The following is a 4,224-nucleotide window of genomic DNA, read 5'->3' as shown; positions in this document are numbered from 1 at the left end:
GGACTCTTCGTTCACGGCCGTCTACTCGATTGTGCCTTCGTGCTTTTTTATTCTTTTCTTTTTTATCATCCCGAGTCAACTGTTTTTAAGTCCTCTGTGTTGTCCGTCAGTCGTCTTGTTTGTCAGTCGAGCGGTGGCGAAATTTTTATTTGATTTTATACTCTTTTGCGCTGGCGGTTTTACGCTTTGGCGCGCACAGGAACGAGCACGACAATGGGTAAAACAGCGTTGGCTCTTTCATATTCTGTTCATGTTCCAAGCAATTGTTTCCTTTAATCTTGTGTCAAGTTGTTCGAAATTATTGAGTGACCAAAATGGTATTTCCATTGCGGTTACATTGATTTTTTCACTTTCATTAAATCCAGAGCTTATTACAAAACGGTCAGGCGGCATTACGCTCTCAGAAATATTGGGATAAATTAATATTATGTCAGTACAGCCTCTTTTGAACGCATAACTTACCATTTGATAAAGGTCATTTTGCGAAACCCCTTTCTTAGGGTCGTCCTTGAATTTGGTCGGTCGCAATTTGTATTTCGTATCAACTATGATTTTTCGTTTGGATTCGTCTTTGGCAGTAAGAAAAATATCGTGTTGCATATTAAATACATTGTTCCCTTCAGAAGTCTCTGCTAAGTACATATCCGACTTTTGATAGTGAACTTTCCAATCTTTTGAGAACCAAGTTTCCAAGAAACCTGCGAGAAAATCCTCAAATATGTATTCCATCGGAAATAACAAGCACCATTGAGATAAGTCGTAAGTGTTGTTTGAGTACAACTGTTGGTTGAGGATTAACTTGCAACTGTCGAGTACCAGTTTATATTCTTCAAAAAATGAATTGATTGATATTTTTTCAATATCATGCACGGAACACGGCAAATCATCAACTTCGTCCAATATGAAGATTACATCTTGTAGTATTTTCTGGTTCTCATAAAACCTCGTTTGGTTTAGCAGAAGTCGGGAACAATACTTGATTGCTCGGTTCACTTTATTGTCAAACAGAAAAGGCTCGTAATCACATTCTATGCTTTGATAGCTACCATAGGAAATGCTATTGGTGATGTACCTTTTGAAGTTAATAGAACCTCTTGGTGTTTGCATGGCTTCCTCTAACTCTTGATACATGGTAAGAGGTTGGTTGGCAACTGCTTCTAAGAACTGATTAGCAATTAAATTGATGATGAGTTCAGGAAATTCGGTCGTTTCTGAAGTATCAAGAGAAGCTTGGCTAAAAGGGAAACGCCACTTTCGACAATAGCGGAACCAATAAAATATGTGTTTGAGCATTAATTCCTTTGACCCAATTGCAGTGTCATTGGATTTGAAAACCTTTGGATAAATTTCAATTATCTCCGCTCCATTTTGGATAAACCCCACATAATTCTTTGCTCGTATGCTGTTTCCGTCAAATTGTAAAAATGGTTGATACCGTTTATCCTTTTCATTATCGGAAAGCACAAAATCATGGGTGAAAATGCGGCTTTGCCAAATGGATAATAATATATCTTCAAGAGTTTTTCTTTCTGAAATCGTTGACCATTTTCCGTATTCAAATAATGAAATCATGCACCACCTTTAGATATATTCCAGGAATAAGATGAAGAGTCATAACTTACTGTCCACCCGGAACCCTCAAAAATGCTGCTCACTATATCGGTTTTACCTGAGAAGTACTCCATAAGTAAAGGGAGAACCTTGTTTTCCAAAACGGTTTCAATGGGCAGTTGCTTCATAAAATAGGCATGCCCTATTAGGTAGTCTGCTGACTTTTTCTTCTCGAAAATTGATGCATTTACAGCTTGCAACAATTTAATTGCATTTTCATCATAACCTTCATACTGTGGGTAATAACCAATAAATTCAAATCGCCTGCGTAAAGCTATGTCAATAAGGGCAATAGACTTATCTGCGGTATTCATGGTGCCGATAATGAACAGGTTTGGTGGAATTCCAAAATCTTTTTCGCCATTAGGCAATGTTATTTTAAGTTCATTTTCTTCTCCTAATCTTTTGTCGTCTTCCAGTAAAGTGATTAACTCACCAAATACTCTTGAAATATTTGCTCTATTTATTTCATCAATAACCAAGACAAAGTTCTTGAGTGCAATTTCTTCTTGAATTGGTTCGAGCGTTTTTGCATGCTGTTTTAACTGATCCACTAAAGGGTTGTAATAAACACCCAATCCTTGTTCACCATAATCTAAGGTTTCATCATAAATTCCTTTTGTGTTTTTTACTAATAAATCATGGCCTGTGCCTCCGCTTTGCTTAGTGAACTTAATTCGACCATTTTCAACATCTATCGCGGTAATTTTGAACTTGTAACCTTTGCTTCGCATTGGAATTTCAACTTCTTCAACTTCTTCTTCGATGAGCTTACTGAAGAAACTATTGAACACATAATCAAAGTCAATTGTCTGATCTTGTTTTTTTGTAGCCGTTGACCAATTTTGTTTGGCTCTTTCACATAGTTGTTTAAAGATGCCATCTTTTTTATCAAATCGTAGTGTTCCAGAGGTAGTGTCAGGGGCGATACCTACCATGAAATCTTCATAGGAATAACTCTGATGGAATGTAACGAACTCAATTTGACCTTCTTTTCGTAACCTGTCAAATTCAGCTTTATTTTGGGTGTGACTGCCTAACGATTTTCCTAATGCGATTTCTACAGCATGGTCAACGCTGTTAAAGGTTTTACCAGTTCCAGGCGGACCGTAAAGGATAATATTCTTCGACTTCATATCATAGTGTTCGTGTTTACTTTGCATTGCATTTTCGGCAAGGGCTTCTATAATTCGGTACTCTTGTCGTGTAGCAGAAAAATTGGTCCCTTGATTTCCAACTTTTAGATTCTCAATGCCCTTTACTGATTTGATATTCTTCCAAAGTAAAGGAGTATCAATAAGGTTGGCCTGTATCTTAATCCCCGCTTTCAGGTCGTTTTTATCTTTTGATTTCCATAGATGATCATCAGGGGAGCTTTTTGTTTCTCTTGGACTGTTTGAAATTTGAGCTAACGCATAGCAGCCAGCATTTTTTCCAGTAATCCAGAGAATTACTTTATCGCGCTCTTTGATTTTGTCTTTGTGAGCAGATACAGTCCAGTCGTGCAATAGGTCTTCTTTTATCGCTGTCTCAAAGTCAAAGACACTTGGATTGCCTTGAAAAATCCAAAATGAAACATTGCGCTCATCCCAGAGCTGTATTGTTCTATCCCGAATTTCACGGTTGTTTACTTTGCATATTCCTTGTTGAAGTTGATAATTAAACTGCTCTTCTGCTGTCAACTCATACCATTCAACTTCCGCATAGGTAACCCAGTCTTCATATTCTATTTCATGTTTTTCGAAATCCGATTGTAATTCCGTGTTTGTCGTCACAGGTTGCGGACTTTCCAAAACTTTCGCAATAGACCTAACTTGATGTCCTTCTGTGACTATCACCAAATCATTTATGTTGTATGTTTTATCACTTACACCAATTACAATTTGTAGTTCTTTGATATACTCATAGAAGCTTGGTTTTCCGCTTCCCCAATTGCACCCTAATTTCCAGATTCGTCCTGTTGTCTGCTCGATATTTGGATTGCCGTTACTTGACTTGGATTTTATCTCAAATCCGAGATTTGATAGAAATTTATTTGTTGGTTCTCCACCGCCTTTATTCCAAATATGCTTTCCATTCATTTGCTCATGAGAAAATCGCATAATCTCTTTTGGCGGATACGCTTTACCCTCAATAATGACATCATATCCAGTTGAAGGTCTTAGTTCAATTTCTTTACTTTCAATTTCCTGTACCGCTTTGAGTACATGCTCCTTTGTTATTTTGTCTGGTTCAAATGCCATTGCAGTTAGTTTAATTGAGTGCGTGGGCAAGAGCAAGCTCTTTGGCGCGCGCAGGAACGAGCACGACAATGTGCTTGCTGTGTGCTGGCGAAAATCAAATAAAAATTTCTCGCGCGCAGGCTTTTTTCTTTTTCGTCCACCGTCATTGTCTGGTTTGTTCTATGTCTGTCTCTGTATGTCAATGTTTCCAATTGCACTGTCGTCTTTTTGCATGAGGCACAACGGTTCTGGGATTGGCGTAGTGGCGGCTTTTTACCACAAATGTTGATACGAAGCACTAAAGTTCAAAGTTAGCAATAAGTTTCATACGAAGCACTTCACCCGCCATTACGCCAAACCCTTGTGTGTGCCCAGCATGGGCATCTTTATT

The 4,224-nt window shown here is 38.1% G+C and carries 2 protein-coding genes; both read right to left on the bottom strand.

The window, feature by feature from the left end; genetic code table 11:
• Positions 1-237 precede the first annotated feature (237 nt).
• Positions 238-1,572 carry an McrC family protein gene (locus tag I215_RS15415; protein ID WP_008992922.1) on the bottom strand — a complete coding sequence of 445 codons (1,335 nt, stop codon included), beginning with the start codon at positions 1,570-1,572 and terminating at the stop codon, positions 238-240.
• Positions 1,569-3,854, bottom strand: a complete 2,286-nt coding sequence (locus I215_RS16435; protein WP_008992921.1) for an McrB family protein — start codon at positions 3,852-3,854, stop codon at positions 1,569-1,571. The genes I215_RS15415 and I215_RS16435 overlap by 4 nt, the downstream gene beginning before the upstream one ends.
• Between the last annotated feature and the right edge of the window lie 370 nt (positions 3,855-4,224).

This window comes from Galbibacter marinus (assembly GCF_000300875.1).
Classification (GTDB): Bacteria; Bacteroidota; Bacteroidia; order Flavobacteriales; family Flavobacteriaceae; genus Galbibacter; species Galbibacter marinus.
This window is presented reverse-complemented; position numbering and strand designations above follow the sequence as displayed.